The sequence below is a fragment of the Microbacterium shaanxiense genome, assembly GCF_054779995.1.
On the sequence record NZ_BAAGXE010000003.1, the window covers coordinates 576,984 to 599,569 of the forward strand.

The 22,586-nt window shown below is 66.9% G+C and carries 23 protein-coding genes and 1 tRNA gene; 6 read left to right on the forward strand and 18 right to left on the reverse strand.

The window, feature by feature from the left end:
• Window positions 1–17: 17 nt before the first annotated feature.
• From ACYVG2_RS12385 to dnaK, 5 genes are all read right to left on the reverse strand, one after another.
• Window positions 18–683 carry a GntR family transcriptional regulator gene (locus ACYVG2_RS12385; RefSeq protein WP_460781265.1) on the reverse strand — a complete coding sequence of 222 codons (666 nt, stop codon included), beginning with the start codon at window positions 681–683 and terminating at the stop codon, window positions 18–20.
• 75 nt (window positions 684–758) lie between these two features.
• Window positions 759–1,184 (reverse strand): heat shock protein transcriptional repressor HspR, encoded by a 426-nt coding sequence (locus ACYVG2_RS12390; RefSeq protein ID WP_448964670.1) that lies wholly within the window; start codon window positions 1,182–1,184, stop codon window positions 759–761.
• Between the two features lie 27 nt (window positions 1,185–1,211).
• The gene (locus ACYVG2_RS12395) at window positions 1,212–2,198 is read right to left on the reverse strand and encodes a DnaJ C-terminal domain-containing protein (protein ID WP_460781266.1); all 987 of its coding nucleotides are present in this window, start codon (window positions 2,196–2,198) and stop codon (window positions 1,212–1,214) included.
• A gap of 11 nt (window positions 2,199–2,209) precedes the next feature.
• Window positions 2,210–2,866 (reverse strand): nucleotide exchange factor GrpE, encoded by a 657-nt coding sequence (locus tag ACYVG2_RS12400; RefSeq protein WP_460781267.1) that lies wholly within the window; start codon window positions 2,864–2,866, stop codon window positions 2,210–2,212.
• Window positions 2,867–2,868: 2 nt separating this feature from the next.
• Window positions 2,869–4,734: a molecular chaperone DnaK gene (dnaK, locus tag ACYVG2_RS12405; protein WP_448964673.1), complete on the reverse strand. Its 1,866-nt coding sequence runs from the start codon at window positions 4,732–4,734 to the stop codon at window positions 2,869–2,871.
• Between the two features lie 143 nt (window positions 4,735–4,877).
• Here dnaK and ACYVG2_RS12410 point away from each other — a divergent pair, with 143 nt between their 5' ends.
• On the forward strand, window positions 4,878–5,555 hold the full coding sequence (locus ACYVG2_RS12410) for a hypothetical protein (RefSeq protein ID WP_460781268.1): 678 nt from the start codon (window positions 4,878–4,880) through the stop codon (window positions 5,553–5,555).
• A 9-nt stretch (window positions 5,556–5,564) separates the two neighbouring features.
• On the opposite strand, the gene ACYVG2_RS12415 is transcribed toward ACYVG2_RS12410, so the two are convergent.
• Window positions 5,565–6,026 carry a DUF3817 domain-containing protein gene (locus ACYVG2_RS12415; RefSeq protein WP_448964675.1) on the reverse strand — a complete coding sequence of 154 codons (462 nt, stop codon included), beginning with the start codon at window positions 6,024–6,026 and terminating at the stop codon, window positions 5,565–5,567.
• A gap of 95 nt (window positions 6,027–6,121) precedes the next feature.
• Here ACYVG2_RS12415 and ACYVG2_RS12420 point away from each other — a divergent pair, with 95 nt between their 5' ends.
• Complete coding sequence (locus tag ACYVG2_RS12420) at window positions 6,122–7,033, forward strand: helix-turn-helix transcriptional regulator (protein WP_460781269.1); 912 nt, start codon at window positions 6,122–6,124, stop codon at window positions 7,031–7,033.
• 12 nt (window positions 7,034–7,045) lie between these two features.
• Here the strand turns inward: ACYVG2_RS12420 and ACYVG2_RS12425 are convergent, their stop codons facing one another.
• On the reverse strand, window positions 7,046–8,236 hold the full coding sequence (locus ACYVG2_RS12425) for an MFS transporter (protein WP_460781270.1): 1,191 nt from the start codon (window positions 8,234–8,236) through the stop codon (window positions 7,046–7,048).
• Between the two features lie 267 nt (window positions 8,237–8,503).
• Between ACYVG2_RS12425 and ACYVG2_RS12430 the strand changes: the two genes are divergently transcribed.
• Window positions 8,504–9,361 carry a serine protein kinase RIO gene (locus ACYVG2_RS12430; RefSeq protein ID WP_460781271.1) on the forward strand — a complete coding sequence of 286 codons (858 nt, stop codon included), beginning with the start codon at window positions 8,504–8,506 and terminating at the stop codon, window positions 9,359–9,361.
• 59 nt (window positions 9,362–9,420) lie between these two features.
• On the opposite strand, the gene ACYVG2_RS12435 is transcribed toward ACYVG2_RS12430, so the two are convergent.
• Window positions 9,421–9,999 (reverse strand): TOPRIM nucleotidyl transferase/hydrolase domain-containing protein, encoded by a 579-nt coding sequence (locus ACYVG2_RS12435; RefSeq protein WP_460781272.1) that lies wholly within the window; start codon window positions 9,997–9,999, stop codon window positions 9,421–9,423.
• Between the two features lie 76 nt (window positions 10,000–10,075).
• Here ACYVG2_RS12435 and ACYVG2_RS12440 point away from each other — a divergent pair, with 76 nt between their 5' ends.
• The gene (locus ACYVG2_RS12440) at window positions 10,076–11,446 is read left to right on the forward strand and encodes an MFS transporter (RefSeq protein WP_460781273.1); all 1,371 of its coding nucleotides are present in this window, start codon (window positions 10,076–10,078) and stop codon (window positions 11,444–11,446) included.
• Between the two features lie 12 nt (window positions 11,447–11,458).
• Here the strand turns inward: ACYVG2_RS12440 and ACYVG2_RS12445 are convergent, their stop codons facing one another.
• Window positions 11,459–12,010: a MarR family winged helix-turn-helix transcriptional regulator gene (locus ACYVG2_RS12445; protein WP_460781274.1), complete on the reverse strand. Its 552-nt coding sequence runs from the start codon at window positions 12,008–12,010 to the stop codon at window positions 11,459–11,461.
• An 89-nt stretch (window positions 12,011–12,099) separates the two neighbouring features.
• Here ACYVG2_RS12445 and ACYVG2_RS12450 point away from each other — a divergent pair, with 89 nt between their 5' ends.
• Window positions 12,100–12,834, forward strand: a complete 735-nt coding sequence (locus tag ACYVG2_RS12450; protein WP_460781275.1) for a MarR family winged helix-turn-helix transcriptional regulator — start codon at window positions 12,100–12,102, stop codon at window positions 12,832–12,834.
• A gap of 137 nt (window positions 12,835–12,971) precedes the next feature.
• Here the strand turns inward: ACYVG2_RS12450 and ACYVG2_RS12455 are convergent, their stop codons facing one another.
• The 3 genes from ACYVG2_RS12455 to ACYVG2_RS12465 form a co-directional block, all read right to left on the reverse strand.
• Window positions 12,972–13,997 carry a hypothetical protein gene (locus tag ACYVG2_RS12455; protein WP_460781276.1) on the reverse strand — a complete coding sequence of 342 codons (1,026 nt, stop codon included), beginning with the start codon at window positions 13,995–13,997 and terminating at the stop codon, window positions 12,972–12,974.
• 165 nt (window positions 13,998–14,162) lie between these two features.
• Complete coding sequence (dcd, locus tag ACYVG2_RS12460; RefSeq protein WP_460781277.1) at window positions 14,163–14,768, reverse strand: dCTP deaminase; 606 nt, start codon at window positions 14,766–14,768, stop codon at window positions 14,163–14,165.
• A gap of 22 nt (window positions 14,769–14,790) precedes the next feature.
• On the reverse strand, window positions 14,791–15,468 hold the full coding sequence (locus tag ACYVG2_RS12465) for a GAP family protein (protein WP_460781278.1): 678 nt from the start codon (window positions 15,466–15,468) through the stop codon (window positions 14,791–14,793).
• Between the two features lie 123 nt (window positions 15,469–15,591).
• Here ACYVG2_RS12465 and ACYVG2_RS12470 point away from each other — a divergent pair.
• Window positions 15,592–15,665: transfer RNA gene (locus tag ACYVG2_RS12470), tRNA-Gly, on the forward strand.
• A gap of 18 nt (window positions 15,666–15,683) precedes the next feature.
• On the opposite strand, the gene ACYVG2_RS12475 is transcribed toward ACYVG2_RS12470, so the two are convergent.
• From ACYVG2_RS12475 to ACYVG2_RS12500, 6 genes are all read right to left on the reverse strand, one after another.
• On the reverse strand, window positions 15,684–16,463 hold the full coding sequence (locus ACYVG2_RS12475; protein ID WP_460781279.1) for an alpha/beta fold hydrolase: 780 nt from the start codon (window positions 16,461–16,463) through the stop codon (window positions 15,684–15,686).
• Between the two features lie 51 nt (window positions 16,464–16,514).
• Window positions 16,515–17,504, reverse strand: a complete 990-nt coding sequence (locus tag ACYVG2_RS12480; protein WP_460781280.1) for a PdxA family dehydrogenase — start codon at window positions 17,502–17,504, stop codon at window positions 16,515–16,517.
• Window positions 17,501–19,384 (reverse strand): beta-L-arabinofuranosidase domain-containing protein, encoded by a 1,884-nt coding sequence (locus ACYVG2_RS12485; RefSeq protein WP_460781281.1) that lies wholly within the window; start codon window positions 19,382–19,384, stop codon window positions 17,501–17,503. Before ACYVG2_RS12485 ends, ACYVG2_RS12480 begins: the two co-directional genes overlap by 4 nt.
• A 31-nt stretch (window positions 19,385–19,415) precedes the next feature.
• The gene (locus ACYVG2_RS12490) at window positions 19,416–20,237 is read right to left on the reverse strand and encodes a carbohydrate ABC transporter permease (RefSeq protein ID WP_460781282.1); all 822 of its coding nucleotides are present in this window, start codon (window positions 20,235–20,237) and stop codon (window positions 19,416–19,418) included.
• 92 nt (window positions 20,238–20,329) lie between these two features.
• On the reverse strand, window positions 20,330–21,259 hold the full coding sequence (locus ACYVG2_RS12495; RefSeq protein WP_460781283.1) for a carbohydrate ABC transporter permease: 930 nt from the start codon (window positions 21,257–21,259) through the stop codon (window positions 20,330–20,332).
• A gap of 2 nt (window positions 21,260–21,261) precedes the next feature.
• Entirely contained in the window at window positions 21,262–22,536 is a 1,275-nt protein-coding gene (locus ACYVG2_RS12500) for an ABC transporter substrate-binding protein (protein WP_460781284.1), read from the reverse strand.
• Window positions 22,537–22,586 lie beyond the last annotated feature (50 nt).

Genomic DNA, 22,586 nt, shown 5'->3' on the forward strand with positions numbered 1-22,586 from the left:
TGGTCGGAACGCCCGGATCAGGATCGACGCTGCGAGAGCTCGCTCAGCATCCGATCGCGCGCGCCGTCGAGATGCTCCGTGAGCACGAGCGCGGCCTGTTCCGGCGTACCGGTGCGCATGACGTCCATGAGCCTGACATGATCGCCGGACGACTCATGCAGGTCGTCGTCATGGTTGATCGTCACCTCGAGGAGCGCAGAGAAGGTGGGCAGGTACTGATTCCATGCGCCGGCCAGTCGCGGATGATCGGCGAGCGCGTAGATCTGCGTATGGAAGTCGAGGTCCGCGGCCACGAACGCCGCGTGATCGCCGGAATCCGCGGCTTCTCCCATACGCCCCACCGCCGCAGCCATCGCCGTCCAGCGCGACGGGTCATCGACACGCATCGCGCGCGAGAGCGCGAGCTGCTCGAGAGCACCGCGCAGGCTGTAGAGCTGATCCACGTCGTCGTCGCTGAGGCCGACGATGTAGACGCCGCGCGGACGCTGCACCTCCACCAGCTTCTCGAAGCTCAGCTGGGTGAGCGCATCGCGGATCGGGCCGCGGCTGACCGCGAACTCCTCGGCCAGCGACTCCTCCGTGATGCGCGCTCCCGGAGCGAGCTCTCCACGCACTATCCTGTGCCGCAGCACGCCCGCGACCTGGGCGCCAAGAGACTCACCGCGCTTCACTGTCTGCGTCACGACGACCTCCTGTTGACTGTTGACAGGATACACAACGCGCCGCCTCACCTGCGCGGTGAAGACGGCGGCGCGGCGTCAGCCCTCTCCGCGTCCGCCCGGCCGCCACAGCACGATGTCGGTGGAGCGGCGGATGCGGCGTCCGCTCGGTACGGGCACGACGCCGCTCGCGCCGGCGGCGAAGACGCGCACGCCCGGGCGGTTCTCGCGTTCGGCACGCAGCGCGCCCTCGAGATCGACGACGCGTCGGCGCAGCATCCGGACCTCGTCCTCGAGGTCGAGCAGACGGGCGATCGCCGGCAGGCTCATCCCGTCGGCGGAGAGGCGGGCGACCTCGCGCAGTTGAGCGATGTTGCGCGCCGAGTAGCGGCGCGATCCCCCGCGTGTACGCCCGGGGACGACGAGCCCGATCCGGTCGTACTGACGCAAAGTCTGCGGATGCATGCCCGCGAGCTCTGCGGCGACGGCGATCGCGAAGATCGGGGCGTCTTCATCCTCGACCATCGCGATCACCTCCGCCTGCAGTGTTCATCAACCCTGCGCCTTCGACATCAGGTCGGACCGCGGGTTCTCCTTGGGCTCCAGGTCATGGAACTTCTGCAGCGCTTCGCGCGCGGCATCGTCCAGGTGCGTCGGCACCGCTACCTGCAGCTCGGCGAGGAGATCGCCTGTGCCCTTCGACGTCGCGACGCCGCGGCCCTTGACCCGTAGGACGCGTCCGGACGGGGTGCCGGGCGCGACGCGCAGCTTCACGATGTCGCCGGCGAGCGTCGGTACCTCGATCGTCGCGCCGAGTGTCGCCTCCGTGAACGTGACCGGCACCGTCAGGCGCAGGTTCAGGCCGTCACGGGTGAACACCGGGTGCGGGCGCACCTTGATCTGCACGACGATGTCACCGCTCTCGCCGCCATCGGGCGAAGGACGCCCGCGCCCGCGCAGACGGATCTTCTGCCCGTCTGCGACGCCGGCGGGGATCTTCACCTTGAACGGCTTGCCGTCCTCGCCCTGCAGCGTGATGGTCTCGCCCTGCACGGCGGTGACGAAATCGAGCGTGGTGCGTGCCGTGACATCGGCACCCTTCTGCGGTCCGCCGAAGCCGCGGTATCCGCCGCTCGTCTGGCCGAAGCGGCCGGATCCGAAGCCGCCGCCCTGACTCTGGTTGAACATCGCGAAGATGTCCTCGAAGTCGGCGTTGCTCTGGTCCCGCCCGCCCTGACCGAACCGGCTGAACACGTCTTCGAAGCCGCCGGCACCGCCGCCGCTCGCAGTGAACCGCGCACCCGAGCCCATGGCCCGGATCTCGTCGTACTCCTTGCGCTGCTCGGGATCGGAGAGCACCGAGTACGCCTCGCTGATCTCCTTGAACATCGCCTCGGCCTTGGCATCACCCTGATTGGAATCGGGATGGTACTTGCGCGCGAGCTTGCGGTATGTCTTCTTCAGATCCGCATCACTGACGTTCTTCTCGACGCCGAGCGTCTTGTAGAAGTCCTTGTCGAACCAGTCCTGGCTTGCCATCGATCACCCGCCTACTCAGCGGGCACCGCGACGACGACCTTCGCCGGGCGCAGCTCGACATCGCCGAGGCGATAGCCCACCTCCACGACCTCGAGGATCGTCGAGGACTCTGCGCCTGGAGTCGGCTGCTGGAAGATGGCCTCGTGGTGCTGGGGGTCGAATTCCTCGCCCTTCTCCCCGTAGGCGACGACGCCGAGCCGCTCGACCATGGTGCGGATCTTCTCGCCGATCACGAAGAACGGCGTGCCCTCGACGAGATCGCCGTGCTGGGTCGCACGGTCAAGGTCGTCGAGCACGGGGATCAGGCCCTTGGCCGCCTCGCCCTTCGCGCGGTCGATCTCGAGCTGACGCTGCTCCTCGGTGCGCCGACGGTAGTTGGCGTACTCCGCCTGCAGGCGCTTGAGGTCGTTGAGCAAGGTGCTCTCGAGGTCGGCGAGCACGGCGTCCTCCGCCGCAGCCTCGCCGGTCTGCTCGGCACCGAGGATGTCGTCGACCGTGAGGTCGTCGATCGTCAGATCGTCGTCGGATCCTTCGGCGGCAGCCGCCTCAGCGGCATCCGGATTCTCCTGCGACGCTGCGCCTTCCTGCGGCGATGGGCCGGATGCCGCAGCATCCGACCCCTCGTCCTCAGGAACTTCACCGTTCTCGTTGAAGTTCTTGTCCGTCATGGTTACTTCTTCTCGTCCTCGTCGTCGACGACCTCGGCGTCGATGACATCCTCGTCGTCCGAGGTGTCACCGGCCGGGGCCTCGCCGTCTGCGGGGCCGGCTTCGGATGCGGCATCCGCCTGCGACTGCGCGTAGATCGCCTCGCCGAGCTTGCCCTGCGACTCGTTCAGCTTGTCGAGAGCCGTCTTGACGGCGTCGTCGTCATCGCCGGCCAGAGCCGCCTTCAGAGCGTCGACGTCAGCCTGGACGGAGTCCTTGACGTCGGCGGGGAGCTTGTCCTCGTTCTCCTTGATGAGCTTCTCGATCGAGTACGACAGAGTCTCGGCCTGGTTGCGCTGCTCGAGAGCGTCTGCACGCTTCTTGTCCTCAGCCGCGTTCTCCTCGGCCTCGCGCACCATGCGCTCGATGTCCTCCTTCGACAGCGACGAGCCGCCGGTGATGGTCATCGACTGCTCCTTGCCCGTGCCCTTGTCCTTGGCGGACACGTGCACGATGCCGTTCGCGTCGATGTCGAACGTGACCTCGACCTGCGGGATGCCACGGGGCGCCGGCGCGATGCCGGTGAGCTCGAACGTGCCGAGCGGCTTGTTGTCGCGGGTGAACTCGCGCTCGCCCTGGAAGACCTGGATCGCGACGGACGGCTGGTTGTCGTCTGCCGTGGTGAAGGTCTCGCTGCGCTTGGTCGGGATGGCCGTGTTGCGCTCGATGAGCTTGGTCATCCGGCCGCCCTTGGTCTCGATGCCGAGGCTCAGCGGAGTGACGTCGATGAGCAGGACGTCCTTGCGCTCGCCCTTGAGGACACCGGCCTGCAGGGCCGCGCCGACGGCGACGACCTCGTCAGGGTTGACGCCCTTGTTCGCTTCCTTGCCGGTCTCGCGCTTGACGAGCTCGGCGACGGCGGGCATACGCGTCGATCCACCGACGAGCACGACGTGGTCGATGTCGGCGACCTTGACGTTCGCCTCGCGGATGACGTCCTCGAAGGGCTTCTTCGTGCGGTCGAGCAGGTCCTTGGTGAGGTCCTCGAACTTCGCGCGCGTGATCGTCTCGGAGAGCGAGACGGGGCCCGACTCGGTCAGCGACAGGTACGGGAGGTTGATCGAGGTGCTGGTCGAGGAGGAGAGCTCCTTCTTCGCCTGCTCCGCAGCCTCCTTCAGGCGCTGCAGGGCGATCTTGTCACCGGAGACATCGACGCCGCTGGTCTCCTTGAACTGCTTGATGAGGTGGTCGACCAGGCGCTGGTCCCAGTCGTCACCGCCGAGGCGGTTGTCACCCGCGGTCGAGCGCACCTGGATCGTGGAGAAGTCGTCGTCCTTGCCCACTTCGAGCAGCGACACGTCGAACGTTCCGCCGCCGAGGTCGAAGACGAGGATGAGCTCGTCCTCCTTGCCGCGGTCGAGGCCGTAGGCCAGAGCGGCGGCGGTCGGCTCGTTGATGATGCGCAGCACGTTGAGGCCCGCGATCTCGCCGGCTTCCTTCGTGGCCTGACGCTCGGCGTCGTTGAAGTACGCGGGGACGGTGATGACGGCATCCGTCACGGTGTCACCGAGGTAGGACTCGGCGTCGCGCTTGAGCTTCATGAGGATGCGCGCCGAGATCTCCTGCGGCGTCCACTTCTTGCCGTCGATGTCGAAGCTCCAGTCGGTGCCCATGTGGCGCTTGACGGATGCGACGGTGCGGTCGACGTTCGTGACGGCCTGGCGCTTCGCGGTCTCACCGACGAGCACCTCGCCGTCCTTCGTGTATGCGACCACCGAGGGGGTGGTGCGGAAGCCCTCGGCGTTGGCGATGACCTTCGGCTCGCCACCTTCGAGGACGCTGACGACGGAGTTCGTCGTACCGAGGTCGATTCCGACAGCACGTGCCATGTGATTCTCCTTTGGGTTGAAGTCTGGGACGACCAGGTCGAAACCTGAGTCGCGATGGCTCAACTGTACTCCCCGGTCGAGATGTTGTCAAACAAACTTGATATGACTTCACTCAACTTTGGCGGCGGACTAGGCTGACCGGCATGAGCAGCATGCGCACGAGAATCCGTCCCTCCCGCCTCGCTGCGATCGCCGTCCTGGCGTTCGCGACGCTGCCGCTCAGCGGATGCCTCTTCAGCGCGATCCCGTCCGAGACCGCGGCGACCGATGAGCCGTCGAACGCCCCTTCGCCGACGCCCGAGCAGTCGGATGAGACCGATGGAGGCGCACCCGCCACGCTCTCGTTCGAAGACGGCGACCTGCTGACGGACTCCGTGTACGTCGAGTGGAGCGACGGCCTGCTGGCAGACGACGGGTGGGAGGTCACCTCACCGGACGACGGGAACGGCGGTTGGGCCTACGGCACGATCGACGGAACCTGCACGGCGCAGTTCTGGCAGGGATTCACTCCGGACATCCCTGTGACACCGGGCGACGACAGCGCCTCCTCCGACGCGATCCTCGGGACGCTTCTGCAGACGGATGCCGCGAGCATCACCCCGCACGCCGTCGACGGCGCCTTCTCATACCAGTCGACCGGCAACACGGACGTCGCCAACCGGCAGATCACCGGCCAGGACGGCGATCGCACCTGGATCATGGCCGCACGCGCGTTCGCGACGCCCGGCCTCGGCTTCTACGTCATCGTCGACTGCACGAGCGGCGACGCGAATGCGATCCTGTCAGAGGTCCTCGACAAGAACGCCATCGTCGCGTACTGACCGGAGGGGTCATTTGCCGCCGGGCGGGCCGATCAGCAGCAGCGCGATGTACAGCGCGACCACGGCGACGGCGATGAGCACCACGAGCACCCAGGCCCGGCGCAGGAACCAGCGCATCGTACGGTCGTACCAGGTGCGGTCCTGCGGATGGTCGCTCTCCTCGAGACGCCACTCGCCCGTCAGGCGCCCCGATCTATGCAACCAGATCTCCATCGGGATGGTCGCATAGGGCACGATCGCACTCGCCACGGCGAGCACCCCGACCCCGATCGACCAGCGCTGGTTGAACGCCACGAGGATCGCCGTCGCGGCGTAGGAGAGGAAGACGAACCCATGGACACCACCGCCGATCGTGACCACGATCGGCGGGACGCCGACGGCGCGCGCGATGAGCGCGCCGATCAGGATCGTCCAGGTGATCGCCTCGGCTATCGCGAGGACACGGAAGAGACGGGCAGGCGTGCGGAACATCGCGCTCCTAGTGATCGGGGTGCTTCCAGCGTACGCACTCGGACGGGCGGCCCCGTCTGCGGAATAGCATCCGAGGCCCTGTCGTTGCGATCATCATGGCGACGATCGATCAGACGACACTGGAGCGCTTGCTCTCCGGAGTGAAGGTGATCTCCGGCGGCACACGGCGCGTCGAGCTTCCGGCGTCCGGTGCGCTCCCCCTCGCCGACGGCGTCGTGACCCTCGTGCACGTCGTCTCCGGAGAGGTGCGCGGCCACCCGCCGCTCGCCGCCGGCTGCAGCCTGGGCATCGACCGCGCCACCCAGCGGATCAGCGTCAGCCGGCCGACCGCCCCCGACGTTCTCGCCGCAGGCGGTGCACTGCTGACACTCGGAGACCGCTCCGTGATCCTCGATGCACCCGACGGCGCCACCCTGGTCGTGGGTGAGGTGCAGCTGTCGGATCCGACCGCGCTGCACATGGTGCCCGGTTTCGTCGTCGTCAGCGACTTCGCAGCCCTCGAACCCGCCGCGGCCGCACTCGCCTCGCAACTGGGACTCGATCCGTACGCACCCGCAGACGCCCGTTCCGGCGATCCCGTGATCTGCCGGATGATGGTGACCACGGTTCTGCTCTCGGTGCTGCGCGCATGGGCGGAGAACGGCTGCGCCCCCGAGTCGTGGGCCGCGCGCTCGCGCGATCCGTACCTCGAGCGCGTGATCGCCGCGATCCATCAGGCGCCGGGGCGGGATTGGACCGTCGAGTCCCTGGCCGGAATCGGCGCGATGTCGCGCTCGGTGTTCGCCGAACGGTTCCGCGCCGTGGTCGGCCGCTCCCCCGCGAACTACGTCACGGAGGTGCGCATGGACACCGCGAAGTCGATGCTGGCGGAAGGGCGCACTGTCGCGGAGACGGCGAGGACGCTCGGCTACTCCTCCGACGAGGGCTTCAGCCGCGCCTTCCGCCGCCACGCCGGGATGACCCCGTCGGCGTGGCAGCGGATGCGGCGCGAACCCATTCCCGCGTAGGGCTCCCCCAGATCAGCTGCGCACGCGGTTCGAGAGCCCGAACAGCAGCGCTCCCAGCACGAGCGCGGCAGCGCCGAGACCGTACGAGGGCTCCACGCCGATGCTGTCGACGAGCACTCCGCCGACACCGGCGGCGATCATGATCGCGCCCTGGAATCCGACCACGACCAGGCTGCCGCCGGCTTCGAGGCGGTCCGGCATCCGGTGTCCGACCCAGGTGTTGACCACGATCAGCCACGATGCGAAGAAGAAGCCCCACACGAACACCGCGATCCCGACGCCGAGCACCGAGCCGGAGAGCAGGATGGTGCCGGCCACCGCGACGGCGATCACGGCAGGTGCGAGAACGGCGAACAGGCGGAACGAGCGATCGATGATCAGTCCGATCGTGAGGTTTCCGACCAGACCGCCGATACCGAACACCGCCAGCAGCATGACGATCGTGCCGGCGTCGACCTCCGGGATCCGCTCGAGCGCGAGGCGGACGTACGTGTACGCGAGGAAGTGGCCGAGCACGACGAGCACGTGCCCGGTCAGCCCCAGCCCGATCCCTGGGCGACGGATCGTGTCGGCGAGCAGCGCGAAGCTCGATGTCTGAGCGGCGGGCACCCGCGGCAGCATGGTGCGCAGCGCCACAGCCAGCAGGCCGGTGACGACGCCGGCCAGAGCGAACACCCCGCGCCAGTCCATGATCTGGCTCAGCATCACGCCGACCGGAACACCGGCGACGGTCGCGAGCGACGTGCCCGCCGAGGTGAACATCACCGCGCGTCCGAGTCGTTCCGGTCCTGCGATCCGCACGGCGACGGTGATCGACATCGACCAGAAGGTGCTCAGGGCAGCACCGAGCAGGAAGCGCGCGAGAAGGATGATGATCAGGTTCGGCGATATCGCGACGATGAGGTTCGACGCCGCAGCGGCGACAGCCATCCACACCAGCAGGGTGCGGCGATCGACACGGGGGAACACCATTCCGACGGTGGGCGCGACGATGAATCCGACGAGCGCGGTGACCGTGACGGTCTGCCCGGCCTGCCCTGGCGTGACGCCGAGCGCGTCCGCCATCTCCGTGAGCATGCCGTTGGGCAGGAACTCCGCTGTGACGAGCAGGAAGCTGAGCAGCATCATGACGACCAGGGCACCGTAACGGATCCGCTCTACGGGGGCGGAGACGTTCACGGGTATGGGTGCGGTCGTTGTCATGTCTCCATGCTGACAGGCGCGCGGATGCCGCACCCGACTGCGCGTCCGCGGCATCCGACCATTCGTCCGCGGTCGGAGGTCAGACGCAGCACGTGACAGCGCCGCACCCTCGCGGTACTCTCGGAGGGCACCGGGATCGCCCCGGGAAGAACCGAGCGGAAGGAGCCGGAGATGTCCAACGTCTTTGTCGCGCCTCTCGCCGACATCCTTCCCCTCGAGGCCGCCCGCTCCTGATCCGCGTGTGGCCTCCCTTCCGGAGCAACCACAGTGACTGATCCCTTCGCGTCGTTCGACGCATCCTCTCCCTTCTCCCTCGAATCCTCGCTCTCGTTCGCCGACGTCGAGCCCGGCGACGGCCAGCGCTGGTCGACCTGGCCGGCGATCACCCCGACCGAGCGCGGGCCGCAGCCATGGCCTTCGTGGGTCGTGACCTCGGCCGGCGCGCTCGACACCGAACTCGGCATCCTCAAGACCGGCAAGGAGGCGGATGTGTTCCTGATCGAGCGCGCTGTGCCCGACGATCCGGCCCGGCGCACGCTGCTCGCGGCGAAGCGGTACCGCAGCGAGGAGCACCGATCCTTCCACCGGTCGACGGCGTACACCGAGGGCCGACGGGTGCAGAACTCGCGCGATGCGCGCGCCCTGGCGAAGAAGTCGTCATTCGGACGCGAGGTCGCCGCCGCGGAGTGGTCGTTCGCGGAGTTCACCGCGCTCTGCCGGATGTGGGAGCTCGGCGCTCCGGTGCCGTATCCCGTCCAGGTCAACGGCACCGAAGTGCTCATGGAGTTCATCGGCACAGGCGCCACCGCCGCACCTCGGCTGGCGCAGGAGCGCGGCGATCGTCGTGCACTCGCGGACTACTTCGCCCAGATCGTCGACCTCATGCGCATCTTCGCGGCAGCGGGCTTCGCGCATGGCGACCTCTCGCCGTACAACCTCCTCGTCCATGAGGGACGCGTGCGGGTGATCGATCTGCCGCAGATCGTCGACATCATCGCGAATCCGCAGGGGCTCGACCTGCTGCATCGGGACTGCGTGAACGTGTGCGACTGGTTCGCACGGCACCGGGTCGAGTGCGATGCCGAGGAGTTGTTCGCCGAGTTGATGGCCTCGTCATACAGCTGAGGCCATCGGAACCCGGCACCGATGCCGCGCACCTCGTCACCTGATGCGCCCCGTGTCGATCACGGACGCCGGAGCACCGCGCGGAGCAGGGCGACGATCGGGCGCGGCATCCGCTCGACAGGCAGGGCGTCGACGATGTCGGCAGCGAACCTCGCCTTGCGCCCCGCAGCCGTGCCCGCGAACCGGTGCAGTTGCGCCTCGATACTGCGGGCGCGCTGTGCGGGTTGCGTCTGGAACATCTGGAACCGCGTGAGCTCGCCCCGTGCTGCGAGCGTGTGCAGCACGAACTCCGGCCCGGCCGCCGCGATCACCTCCGCTTCGAGGTCGCGCTCGCACGCGAAGAAGCCGATGGGTTCCGGTTCGCCGTCTGCGGCGAGCATGCCCGCGTCGATGAGGACACGCATCACGTAGCGCCGTTCGGCGCCGTCATAGAGGCCGAGCACGCGCGCAGGATGCGCCTCGGATCGCAGCTCGGCGAGCCGGCGACGCAGGTTCGTGATGCCGCCCATGTCGACGAGCGTGATCGATTCGCGCTCGAGCACCATGTCGAGTCGGCGCGCGGCGGCTTCGAAGGCGAGCAGGTCGCTCGCGCCCTCGAACAGCACGACGGTGCGCGGCCGCGGGATGGTCTTCGGCATGCGTCGACACTACTCGCGGGTTTCCCGAGCGGCGCGCCGCTACCTCTCGTTCACCGGTTCCCGCCAGACTTCGACCATGAGCGCTTCCGCACCGAAGGCCGACGACATCGAACGCCCCGCCCGCAGCCGCGGCGTTCTCGCCTGGGCGCTGTGGGACTGGGGATCCGCCGCCTTCAACGCGGTCGTCACGACCTTCGTCTTCAGCACGTTCCTCGCGAGTCAGCTGTTCGTCGACCCCGAGATCGTGGCCGCAGCAGGCGGCGACGCGAAGAACCCCGCACTCGTCGCCGCGCTCGCAGGCAACGCCAGCCTGGTCGGCTGGGCCCTCGCGATCGCCGGCGTGCTCATCGCCGTGCTCGCACCGGTGCTCGGCCAGCGCTCCGACGGGACGGGGCGCCGCAAGCTCTGGCTCGCCATCAACACCGGCATCGTCGTGCTCGCCATGGCCGCGATGGTCTTCGTCGTCGGAGCGCCCGAGTACCTGATCCTCGGCGCGACGCTGCTCGCCGTCGGCAACATCTTCTTCGAGTTCGCCGGCGTCAACTACAACGCGATGCTCGTGCAGGTCTCCACGAAGGAGAACATGGGTCGCGTGTCGGGCTTCGGCTGGGGCATGGGATACGTCGGCGGCATCGTGCTGCTGGTCATCCTTCTCGTCGGTTTCATCGGCCTAATCGCAAGCCCCGGCCCGCTCGGGATCACGACCGACGACGGTCTGCACATCCGCCTCGCCGTGCTCGCCTCCGCGATCTGGTTCGGTGTCTTCGCGATCCCCGTGCTGCTGCGGGTGCCCGAGATCCCGGCCCGCGAAGCGCAGAACCGGGTCGGGTTCTTCCGCTCGTACGTCGTGCTCGCCGGCACGATCAAGAAGCTCTGGCACGGCAACCGCCAGGTGCTGATGTTCCTGGTCGCGAGCGCCGTGTTCCGCGACGGACTGGCCGGTGTCTTCACCTTCGGCGCGATCATCGCCGCGCAGGTATTCGGGTTCTCCAGCTCGCAGGTTCTCTACTTCGCCGTGGCCGCCAACGTGGTCGCGGGGATCAGCACGATCCTCGCCGGCCGCCTCGACGACGCATTCGGGCCCAAGCGCGTGATCATGACCTCGCTCATCGGACTCGTCGTCGCGGGCACCGCTGTGCTGTTCATCGGCGATGCGCAGATCGGCTTCTGGATCGCCGGGCTCATCCTGTGCATGTTCGTCGGCCCCGTGCAGTCGGCGAGCCGGTCGATGCTCGCTCGCATCACGCCGGAGGGTCGTGAGGGCGAGATCTTCGGCCTCTACGCGACCACGGGTCGCGCCGTCTCCTTCCTCGCCCCGACTCTGTTCGCCCTGTTCGTCGGCCTCAGCGGCGACACGCGCCTCGGCATCCTCGGCATCGTGATCGTGCTGCTCGTCGGGCTGCTGCTGATGCTCCCGGTGAAGGCCAAGCAGGCGGTCATCGAGTAGGGCGCGGGATGCTCAGCTCCCCCAGTTGTCGGCGAGCTTCGACAGCAGACGCGCGAGTTCGCGCGCTTCCTCGTCGGTGAACGACTCGAGCGCCTTCGACAGCACCTCCCGCCGCTCACCGCGCATGCCGCGGGCGATCTTCTGACCGGTCTCCGTGAGGGCGATGCGGGTGCGTCGCGCGTCGTCGGGGTCGGCCTCCCGCTGCACGAGGCCGCGCTGAACACCCTGCTGCACGAGGCGTGAGGCGCGCGGCTGATCGACGCCGACGGCCTCGCCGAGCGCGCTGACGCTGAGCGGTTCGGATGCCGCGGCGAGCACCTCCAGCATTCGCATCCACGCAGGACCCCCCAGGCGCCCGCCCGGCCCGCCTGCCCAGGGCGGCGGAACGATGCCACGGCGACCGAGGGGCGGATGCTCGCCGTGACCGTGGCCGTGGTGATCAGCCATGAAGTCGCCGCGCTTGCCGTGCGGGCCACCACGACCAGGGCCGTGCGGTCGCCGGCTCCGCATACGCGCGAGTGCCTGCGCGATGATCTCGGCCGGGTCCGGATTGTCTGTGCTCACGCATCCGATTTTACATGCGACTTGACATGCATTCAGATTGCATGTCACACTACATATACATGCACAGTTACAAGCAAAGGACTCCACTCATGAACACCATCACCTCTGAAGAGACTTCCCGCCCGTTCGGATTCTGGCTCAAGGCCGTCGACCGCCTCATGGCTGCCGAGTTCGCCTCCGCCTTCGAGTCCGAGGGCGTCACGCGCCGCGAATGGCGCATCCTGAACGTCGTCGACGGCACGGTTCCTGCCCGGCACCCGAAGAACGATCGACCGCTGCCGGCGCACAAGCTCACGCGACTGATCGAACTCGGCTGGGTCGCGGATTCCGACGGCACGTGGACCCTGACCGACGAAGGCCGCGCGGCGAAGGATCGTCTCGACGTCATCGTCGAAGGCATCCGCGCCAAGGTCACCGATGCGGTCCCCGCCGAAGACCTCGCCACCACCATGGCCACGCTCGAGCGGCTCGCCCGCGCGTTCGGCTGGGACGAGGAGACGCCGCTCCCCCGCGGGCGCGGACGTCGCGGCTTCGATCCTCGCGGGTTCGGGCGCGGAGGCTTCGGTCCTCGCGGCTTCGGGCGCGGTTTCGGTTCGCACGGGTTCGGCAGGCCCGGATTCGGCCCCCAGGACTTCGATCACGAAGGCCACGGCGCCCCCGAGCACGGCGGACGCGGGCACGGCGATCACAGCGATCAGCGGTTCGCGCACGACGCCGAGCACGGACACCGCGGTGGGCCGCGCGCACACTTCGCCCGCTTCGTGCAGGGCTCGTACGAGCGCGGATTCGACGCCGGATTCGCCCGCGGCCGCAACGCGCAGTGAACACCGTGGTTGCGACCACGTCACATTCACGAATGGCGGATGCTTCGGCATCCGCCATTCGTCATTCGTCGTTCGTCCAGTGCGAAGCGCACGGACTGCGGAGTGGATGCGTTCGACGCGCTGGATGCGGCGCGGGCTCAGATCGGCAGCGCGAGATAGAAGTCGAAGACCGTGCCGTCGGCGTCGGGGCCTGCGAGTTCCATCACCCACGGCCGGCCGTTGTCGCCGGTCACCGACCAGAGCACCGTCTCGCTCGCATCCGCGAGGAACGAGTCGCGGTTGCCGGAACCGTCCTCGTACACGCTGTCCGAATGATCCGGCGAGCCGCGCTCCGCCGACAGTGTCGTGAACGCGTCGTCCGCAGCACCGTCGTCGTCGAACGCCCAGATCGTGAACGTCAGGTCGCCGGCACTCGACGCGTACCGCCCTACGACGGTCTCGGTGGCGGCGACGTCTACGACCTCGACGGTGGCCCATGATCCCGACAGGGTCCAGGTCACGCCGTCCTGCCCGGTCACCTCGTCACCGACGAGCGCCGCGACATCGTCGCACAGCGCAGCGCATTCGGTGCCGGTGGTGGGAGTTTCGGGTGCGGGCGCTTCGGTGCTCGTGGAGGTGACGGTCGTGGTGTCGACCGGTTCGGATTCGTCCTCCGACGATGCGACGGTCGTCTCGTCGGAGGACGGCAGCGCCAGCGGTGCGTTGTTCACGAGGTACGCCATCAAGACGATGGCTCCGATGAGCAGCACCGCGAGTCCGGCGAAGATCGCGACGGTCCAGCCACGGTAGCTGTTGCCTTCTGTGCCACCCGCAGCCGGACTGACATACGTGCGACTCGCTTCGTCGCGGGCGGTGGCGGCACGGGAGGCGGCCGCCCGCGATTCGGCCTTCTGCGCGGCGGTCGGCGGCACGACTTCCTGCTTGTGCGCCGATGCCGAGGTCCAGGTGTCATTGGGCGCCCATGTGCTGCGCGTGCGCGTCGCGGGCTCTGTCGCCGCGGCATCCGTCTTCTCGGGCGGCGCGGGAGGGATGACCGGCTCCGCGCGGGGAGCAGGCGGCGCGGCACTGAACGTGGGCGGCGGTGGCACCTCGAAACCCTCGATCGCGGCCTCCGCGTCGGGGATCGCGACCGTCTCCGGAGCCGGGACGTCGAAACGCTTCACCCCTAGCGCCGCGGGAGGAAGGCCCTGTTCACCACCCGGAACAGGCGCATCGGTTGTGGCATCCCGTCGGGGATCTTGCGGTTCTTCCGTGTTTTCGCCGCTCACGCTCTCGATACTACGTGCGACCGCGCGATCCGCATCCGGTCTCCCGGCGATCTGCGGGACTCAGCCGCCGACCGACCCCACATCGGTGTTGCCGACATCGGTGCGGTGGAAGTTCTGGAACGAGCGGGATGCCGTCGGTCCGCGCTGTCCCTGGTAGCGGTTGCCGTACGGGCCAGAGCCGTAGGGGTTCTCGGCCGGAGAGGTCAGGCGGAAGAAGCACAGCTGCCCGATCTTCATCCCGGGCCACAGTTTGATCGGCAAAGTGGCGACGTTCGCGAGTTCGAGCGTGACATGGCCGGTGAAGCCGGGGTCGATGAAGCCCGCCGTGGAATGAGTGATGAGCCCGAGTCGTCCGAGTGAGCTCTTGCCTTCGAGGCGCGCGGCGATGTCATCCGACAGCGTCACCTGCTCGAAGGTCGCACCCAGCGCGAACTCGCCGGGGTGCAGGATGAACGGCTCGTCGGGCTTGACCTCGATGAGCCGGGTGAGCTCCGGCTGATCCTCGGCGGGATCGATGAAGGGGTACTTGTGGTTGTCGAACAGGCGGAAATACCTGTCGAGGCGAACGTCGATGCTCGACGGCTGGATCATCTCCGGCTCGTGCGGAGAGAGACCGATTCGGCCCGAGGCGAGTTCTGCTCTGATGTCGCGGTCGCTGAGAAGCACGGGTACAGCCTACTGGCGCGGCCTACGGCCACAGGATGCCGATGCCCTTGCCCAGCGTCACGAAACCGAGCACGACGAACAGCACCCCCATGATCGTGTGGTTCTCGCGGGTGAGCCAGGCGTGGAGGAATTCCAACGGTGCACGCAGACGTGCAGCGGCGATCGCGTAGGCGATCACCGGCACCAGGACCGTGGATGCTGCGACGAGAGTGAACACGGCGGTCGCGACAGCGAGTGCGCCGAAGTCGAGGTCTGACGTGCCGAGGTCGACACCGACGCTCGTGCTCAGGATCACGTTCTTCGGGTTCACGACCGACAGGAACAGCCCCAGGCGGATGCCGCCACCGAACCTCAGCGCGTCGACCTTCTTCATCCAACCGGGCAGCTCGGGCGTCGCGTCGCCGTGCGGGCGCTTGCGCCACTGCTTCAGGGCGAGCAGCAACAACAATGCGCCGAGCACCAGTTTGAGAATTCCCGACCAGACGCTCGGCTCGGAATCGGCGCGGTCGGGAAGGATGCTCGAGGCGGCGGTCAGAACGGCGATCACCGCGAGGATGCCGATGAGCCAGCCGAGCAGGAACCCTGCACTGCTCGTGCGCGCTCGCGGACTCAGCAGGGTGAGGATCACGACGATGATCGGCAGCGGGCTGATCGCTATGCCGATCGCGAAGGGGAGGAACTCACCGATGACGGCGCCCATGCAGGCCTCTGTTCTCCTCCACTCATGCAGAGGTCACGACCAGCATGGCCTGTCGCATCGAGCTTTGGCCATCGCCGCGAGTGCAGGTAGGCTTGCCTTCACCTGTTCTTCATGAGCGGGTTCGGGACTGTAGTTCAATGGTAGAACTTCTGCTTCCCAAGCAGATAGCGCGGGTTCGATTCCCGTCAGTCCCTCCACTTGTCACGACGAGTTCGTCATTCGACCAGGCGCGCAGCCACGATCCGGGCGCTCGCCTCAGGATCCATGCGGTGACCGATCGACTCCGGCACCTGCAGGTACTCGGCATCCGGCATCATCTCCGCGAGTCGGGATGCTGCGGTCACGAGGATCGGCATCGTCTCGACGCCGCACAGAATGGTGACCGGCATCCGTACTCCGAGCATCTCTGCGGACGGTGTCGACGCACGTCGGGTGACGAGTGCGTCGTAGATCGTCGACCTGCCGAGCGGGAAGATCTGGGCGAAGGCCGGCGAGGCGCGGAACTGCTCGATGAACGGTTCGGGCAGACCGACGGCCTCTCGCTGGAAGAGCACGACGGCCTCTTCGGGACGGCCATCGTCGACCGCTGCCTGAAGACGATCCTCAAGATCTGCCGCGGGCATATCCTCACCGAACCGGAACGGCGGCTCGGAGAGGAACAGCCTCGACATCGGCACGCCCTGCCCTGCCGCGTACAGCGCGAGGACGGCTCCGGATGAATGACCGATCACGGCTGCGTCAGCGCCGGATGCCGCGATGACCGCCGCGAGGTCTTCCACCTCGCGCTCCGGCGCGGCGACTGCGCCGTCTCCGCTGTCGCCCCTGGCGCGTCGGTCGTAGGTGATCGCACGCAGCCCCGCTTCGGCGAAGGCACGGGCGATCTCAGCGGCATCCCGCGCAGTCGACAGAGCGCCGTTGACGATGACGACCGTCGGGCCCGCACCGGACTCGTGCATGGCGATGGGGGTTCCGTCTGCAGACGTGACGTGGTTCATCGCTCAAGGCAACACCCGGGCCATGACCAGGTCAAGGTGCGACTACGAGTCTCATCCCGCTTCGTCGACCTTGTGAGCCCCACTCGCAACGAGCCGGCGAAGCAGACGATACGCATTCCGCGTCGAGTCGAGGCTGGCCCTTCCCTGCCCTGCGATGTCGAAAGCGGTGCCGTGCGCAGGTGTGCATATCGGGATGCCCAGCCCGGCTTCGAGAGTGACGCCACCGTCGAACGCACGAGTCTTGAGAGCGATCTGGCCCTGGTCGTGATACATCGTCACGATGCCGTCGTACGTCCCATCGAACCCGTGACGGAACAGAGTGTCACAGGGGAAAGGGCCCGCCACATCGATCCCCTCCCCGCGCGCGAGCTCGATTCCCGGCGCGATCGCGATGATCTCCTCATCGCCGAAGAGCCCGTTCTCACCCGCATGCGGATTCAACGCGCAGACCGCCAAGCGCGGTCGCGACAGCCCGGTGGACACCAGCAGTTCATGCAGGAGGCGCACAGCGTCCCTGACCGCGTCGGGAGTGATCAGGTCGGGCACCTCTCGCAACGCGACGTGCGAAGTGACGCGCGAGGTCCAGAAGGTGGTGCTCACGTTCACTTCCGAGACGCTCAGTCCTGAGCCCAATCTGCTCTCGAACCACCGCATCTCATCGGGTTCCGTCATCCCCCCTCGATGAAGTGAGGTCTTGTTCAGAGGTCCGAACAGGAGTCCCGAGGCTTGCCCTGCGGCATGAAGTCCGAGCGCCCGCTCGAGGCCCGCCAGCGCCCAACGTCCGCTCGCCGCATCGACCTCTCCGACCGATTCCGGCCGTTCTGCGTCGATCTCGATCAATCGGAACTGAGGGGCGCTCAGCAGCTGTTCCGCGTCGATCTCGAGTCCCGCGTGCGAGAGCCCCTGGGCGATCTCCGCATGAGACGAGATGACCACGACAGGCTCCGCGTACTCGTCGCGAATCTCATGAAGCAGACGTGCGAGCAGTTCCGGCCCCACGCCGGAGGGATCGCCGGCTGTGAGCGCGATAGTCGCACTCACTGCGAGAACTCCGTCGGCATCTTCGCACCGAGCACCGGCACCACCGTGGGGAACTCGGCGATCCGAATCGTCGCATTGCCGTAGGGAACCAACTCGACGAGGTTGATCCAGCGCGCCGGCGAGGGCCCGTCCGGTGGGTTCGACGCATTCCCTCCGTCGCGTCGCCAGTCCGCAAGGTCGCGGATACCTGCCGCGCGGATCGTCGTGGCGATGTCGTTCCGCCCGAACGGCACGTCCGGGACAGGCTCACGTTCGACCAGCCAGGCTTCGAGCGGCACCGGAGCATCCGCATAGAGCGCGATGTTCCAACTGCGTTCGGGGAACACTTCCCACTCGCCAAGGCCGCGGGCGTCGGGCACGGGTCGCCACCGCTCCCCCGGGGTACCGACCATCACGAGGGGCCCGAGTCGAACTCCGACCGCCTGACGCTCGCGCTTTATGCGTCGGGGACGCATCGGAAGCGTGAGCTCGAGCTCATCATCCGCCGACCACACCCGTGTGACGGTGACGTAGCGCTGGGCGTCGGCGTCGATGCGTACCTCTTCGCCGTTCAGCGTCAGCGTGGCATCCGTCGCCCATTCCGGTACCCGCAATCGCAGGCCGACCTCGCGCTCCGCGGTCGTCGATGCGATCTTCAGCGAGATCGTCTCGTCGAAGGGATAGTCGGTGACCTCATCGATCGTGATCACTCCGCCCCCGACCTCGGCGGTGACACGGCTCGGCCCATAGGCCGTGACAGCGAGCGTGTCCTCCGCCACCATCCAGAGCGAGGCGACGAGTTTCGGCCACCCCTGGTGGTAGTTGGCGGTGCAGCATCCGAAGTGCGGCTCGAGCCCGAAGACGTTGGCTCCGTTGGTGCTGTAGGCCCAATCGCGGTCGCAGGTGGACGCCTCGATCTGGTTCGCCTGCTGATGGTACTGATGCGCGCGCATGAGGGGGTCCGACGACGCGGGGAGGAGGTTGTACGCGGCACCCTCCAGCAGATCGGAGTACGTGCCCTCTCCGGTGACGCGCGCGGCGACCTCCATGGTGAACATGTACTCGACGATCTGACACGTCTCGACGCCTCGAACCGCTTCGCGTCCGGCCAGCCATTCCTCGCCGGAGAACATACCGTGCACCATCCCGTGCCAACGATCCAGGTTCGCCAGGGCGCGCTGCGTCGCGATGTGCGGTTCGCCGTCGCCCAGCATCATCGCGCGCACCACCGGGTTCTTGAGGGCCATGGCGACGTTGGGTCCGTGGGTTCGATGGTCGAAGCCCATCGCGCGGCCGGTGATGAGGCCGTCTCCCAACGCGTGCTCCCAGTCGAGGCCCTGTGCGAACAGAAGCCCGGCCAACTCCACCCACTCCTGGCGTGGGCGGCGTTCATGGACCCAGGCCAGCGCCAGCACGTTGTCGGCCGCACGCGCAGCTGCCCATCCTTCCAACGGACGAGCGGGCAGTTCGCGAAGCTGGAACTCGAAGTAGCGCTCCAGGAAGGGCAGCACGCGCTCGTCATCCGTCGCTTCGGCGTGCTGCTGCAGCACCTTGGCCGCCACCATCCGAGTCCACCAGTCCTCGTTGGTCGCCGGCCCGAACTGGCCGCTGGACTGCTGGCTCGACAGCATCCACTCGATCCACTTCTGTGCACGAGCGATCAGCTCCTCGTCTCCGAGAAGATGGGCGAGCGGCACCAGCCCGTCCAGATAGTAGGGGCCGCGCTCCCAGCTCTCCCCTGTGCCTCCGAGCCAGCCCGAGTCCGGACCGACGTCATCCCACAGCGCCTCGATGGAACCGGAAAGGCCATCGGCCTGAATCTGCAGTTGTCGCCGCAGCCATCCGGAAGGCGCCACCGCGCCGAGCGGAAGCGACGTGAAGGCGGAGTGGATAGAAGGCATGGGTTCTCCTGGAAGTGAATGCGGTCGGAAGTCAGCCACGCAGCGCACCCTCGGTGAGACCGCCGATGTAGTAGCGCTGCAGGACGAGATAGAGGACGAGACAAGGAAGGATCGCCACCGTGGTGCCGGCCTGCAGCAGTCCCCAGTCGATCGATCCGTAGGCTCCGGTGCGGATGTTCACGAGCATCACGGACAGCGTGAAGTTCGCGCCGTCGTTGAGCATCAGCAGAGGAATGAAGAACTCATTCCAGGACACCAGGAAGGCGAACAGTGCGACCGTCACCACACCTGGCAGTACCAACGGGAGAGAGATGCGCATGAAGACGCCCAGGGAGGTCGCGCCGTCGACCCTGCCGGCTTCCTCGAGCTCCAAGGGGATGGCCTCGAAGCTGTTGCGCATGAGGAAGATGCTGAACGGCAGTTGGAAGACTGTGAGCACGAGCCCGACCGCGACAAGGCTGTCCTGCATTCCTGCGCGCGCGAACATGAAGTACAGCGGCAGCACGAGTGTCGCGTGGGGCACCATGAGCACCGCGATGACGGCGAGGAACACGATGTTCTTGCCCCGGAAATGGAAGCGCGCGAAACCATAGCCCCCGAGCGTCGCGATCACGATGGTCAGCACGACCGACACACCGGCGACGATGAGCGAGTTGCCGAGGTACTGACCGAGTCCCTCGCCGTTCGCGACGAGTTCCTCGTAGTTCTCTGCGCTCCACTGCTGCGGCCAGAGCGTCGGGGGTGAGGAACTCGCCTCCGACGCCGTCTTGAACGAATTCAGCGTCGACCACAGCAGGGGGAACAGGAACAGGAATGCGAGGACGATTCCGGCGACGTGGTACGGGATTCCCATCACTTTCCGGCGAGTGCTGGACCGCCGTCGACCTGGGATCGTCGTCAGAAGCTGCGTCTGCGTCGTAGAGGTGGGGGTGCGGTTGATCGTACTCATTTGTCGTTGCCCTTCACGAACTTGAGCTGCAGGCCGTTGATGACCACGAGAGCGATGAGCATGATGATGGAAAGCGCCGCAGCCTTGCCGAGGTCGAAGGATGTGAACGCCGTGTTGTAGATCGACATCACCATGGTCACGGTCGTGTTGTCGGGCCCGCCTTGCGTCATGACCATGAACTGATCGAACGCGAGCAGCGAGCCAGTGACGGAGAGCACGAGCAGCAGCGCCAGCGTCGGGCGCAGGAACGGCAGAGTGATGTAGCAGAAACGCTGCCAGGCGTTCGCGCCGTCCATCACCGAGGCTTCGTTGACGCTGGAGGGAATGGACTGCAATGCCACCAGAAGGATGATGACCTGGAAGCCCACGAACTTCCAGACGATCATGAACGTCACGGCGAGCGTCGCGCTCAATGGCGTGTCGAAGAAGCCGACCGGCCCGTCGGCGATCCCCAGCCAACGCAGCGCCTGCGCGAAGATGCCGACCTGGTCGTTGTAGTTGACGACCCACATCAGGCTGGCAGTGGACAATCCGACGACATAGGGAGCGAAGATCGCGATCCGGTAGAACTTGGCGCCACGACGCGTCGAGTTGAGGAATGCCGCGAGCAGGAGGGCCAGCACGAAGATCGCGATGGTCGCGAGCGCGGTGTAACCGAGCGTGAACAGGATCGCTCCGATGTACCCGGGGTCCGTGAAGATCTCGACGTAGTTGTCGATGCCGATGAGCGTCGGCGAGCCGAGCAGCGGCCAGTCGCTCAACGACATGAACAGCACGATCGCGAGCGGAAGCATGAACAGCACCAGGATGGTGATCGCGGTCGGGCCGATGAACGCCCAGCCTGCCAACTGGTGGCGCACGTTACCGCGGCCTCCGCGCGACCGGTGCGCTCGCACCGGCCGCGCGGAGAGTGATGCGACGGCCACGATCAGTAGGCTCCGTCGATCAGCGCCTGGATGGCCTTCTGACCTTCTGCGAGCGCGTCGGATTCGTTGTTGAACACCACTCCGCGCATGGCGGTCAGCCACGGCCCGTTGGGCGAGTTGATCGCCTCTCCGTACGGAAGAGTGGAGGGGGTGTAACCATCGGCCATGCCTTCGGTGATGGCCGTGAGACGGGGATCTGCGGCCGTGTGCTCATTCTCTGCGAGGTCGACGCGCACCGGGAGATTCCCGTCCTTGGCGACGATGTCGACCTGCGCATCGTCGCCGAGGCTCCATTCGATGAAGTCCCACGCGGCATCGGCGTTCTCGGTGGTGCTCGTCACTCCCACCACATCGCCACCCACGAACGTTCCCGTGGAGGACCCGTCAGCGGTCGCCAGGGGCATATAGCCCCACTCGAAATCGACCGCCTCGTTCACCGTCGGGATCGAGTACGAACCGTTGGGCCAGATACCGACCTTCCCCTGGAGGAAGGGTTCCTGCTGTGTCGTCGAATCGCCTGTCGAGGCCCCGGACGGCACCAGCCCGTCTGCGTACAGCCGCTGATAAAGGCCGAACCAGTCCTGGAGCGCATCGCTGTCGATGTCGGCCGTCTGACCGTCGGCGCTGATCGGCATCTCATCGCCCGCGCGTGCGACACCGAAGGAGGTGTAGGCGTTGCAACCTGCGCAGTTCCCGGGGAAGTAGAAGCCGTACGTGTCATCGCCCAGGGCTGTGATCGCCTTTGCTGCTTCGTAGATCTCGTCGTAGGTCGTCGGCGGGTTCTCCGGATCGAGACCTGCCGCGGCGAAGAGGTCCTTGTTGTAGAAGATGAAGCTGGAATCGACCTTGTGCGGCACTGCGTAGGTCTTGCCGTCGAACGTCGATGCCTCGATGTGCGCCGATACGAGATCCTCCCCGAACGGCAGCTCTGCGATCCGGTCGGTGATGTCGAGGTAGACCGACTGCTTCGCGTAGTTCGGGGCGTACACCACGTCAGAGGCCAGGATGTCCGGCAGCGATCCGGCTCCGGCGGCGGCACCGACCTTCTGCTGGAAGCTGTCGGAGGCGACGATCGTCAGCTTGATCTGGGTGTCGTGGGAGTCGTTGTACTCATCGACGAGCGCCTGAGTGTAATCCTGCGTGGACGATCGCGCCCACATCGTCAACTCGTCGGCCTCGCCCGAGCCGCCTGCGGTGGACCCACCGCACGCGGTGAGAACCAGGGCGGTGGTCAGGACGCCAGCACTGCCGAGTATGGCCCTTCGTACTGCAGTCATAATTGCTCCTCATTGAGATGGACCGGCTGTCATGTCAGTCTCAGGGCAAC